Below are 1,193 nucleotides of genomic sequence, written 5' to 3'. Positions count from 1 at the left end.
CATCAGGTGGAGGAGTGGGGGTGGTTTGTCTCGCGCCAGGCTCGTGGCGTGATTCCGTAGGCTTGTTTGAATACCTTGCTGAAGTGGGTCGCGTCGATGAAGCCCCAGTTTCGTCCTATGGCGGCGATGGTGCGTAGTCGGCCGTTCGGGCCGGCCAGTTCTCGTCGGCATTCGGCGAGGCGGTGTGTGCGGATCCAGTCTGCGAGGTTGATGCCTGAGCGGGACAGCACGGTGTAGAGATGGCGTACGGAGATGTCGTGTGCGGCGGCGATCTGTGTCGCTGATAGGTCGGGGTCGGCCAGGTGTGCCCGGATGTAGTGAGTGATTCGTAGGCTGAGTGTCGCCTGCAGTGGTGCTGTGGCCAGGTTGGAGTTGCCGTGCTGGGAGGTCAGGACGGCGCGGAGCAGTTCGATGCTGGGTTCCATGATGGTGTGGCCGTGCGTGTTCTGGTGCAGTTCGTTGGTGACGGCGAGTTGGGTGAAGTAGGTGAAGGCGAGGCGCGCGATGGGGTTGCCGGGTCCCAGGGGGATGGCGGTGAGGTCGCGTAGCAGCCGGTCGGGGAGGGCGAGTGCGGCGCGGGGGATGCGGAAGAAGTGGTGGTGGAGTCCCTGGTCGAAGAGGAGGGTGTAGGGGGTGATCGATTCGTAGATGGCGAAGGTTCCCGGCTTCAGCAGGCATTGGCGGCCGTTCTGTGCCACCTGGCTGGTGCCCGTTATTTGTAGTTCGAGGAAGACGGCCGGTTCCTGGTCCTGCCGGGCCAGTCGTTCTGTCCGGTGGAGTGTGGCCGGGGTGGCGCGCGCTGAGAGGATTTTGAGGGGGCCGACGGAGTCGAGGTTGATGCGGGCGGAGATGTCCTCGGCCGGGGGGTGGTGATGGATGTCGACCGCCACCATGGATTCCCACACCGCGTGGCGGAGCACTTCCTCCCGGTCCTGCGGTGGCATGAATGCGGTGTCCAGGACCTGGCTCATGAGGCGGACCGTCGCTTGCGGCGGTCATCCGGCCGGTCTGAGGACACCTTGGTCCGTTCCCTCACAAGCCGCTCCTCGACACGGACGGTTCCCGGCATCGCTTTGGCGGGATCTTCTGGATGCGTTACGGGTTCGACGGGCACACGCGGGGCCCTCGCCTGATGCGGAGCCCATTTGTGGCGGTGCACTACTGACACATTCCCCTGCACGAATGACAAAGCC

The 1,193-nt window shown here is 64.5% G+C and carries 1 protein-coding gene; it reads right to left on the bottom strand.

The annotated features are described in order from the left end of the window. Window positions 1–2: 2 nt before the first annotated feature. Window positions 3–971 (bottom strand): helix-turn-helix domain-containing protein, encoded by a 969-nt coding sequence (locus AB0I81_RS64085; protein ID WP_360680740.1) that lies wholly within the window; start codon window positions 969–971, stop codon window positions 3–5. Window positions 972–1,193: the final 222 nt, after the last annotated feature.

This window comes from Nonomuraea sp. NPDC050404, from assembly GCF_040655495.1.
GTDB lineage: Bacteria > Actinomycetota > Actinomycetes > Streptosporangiales > Streptosporangiaceae > Nonomuraea.
This window is presented reverse-complemented; position numbering and strand designations above follow the sequence as displayed.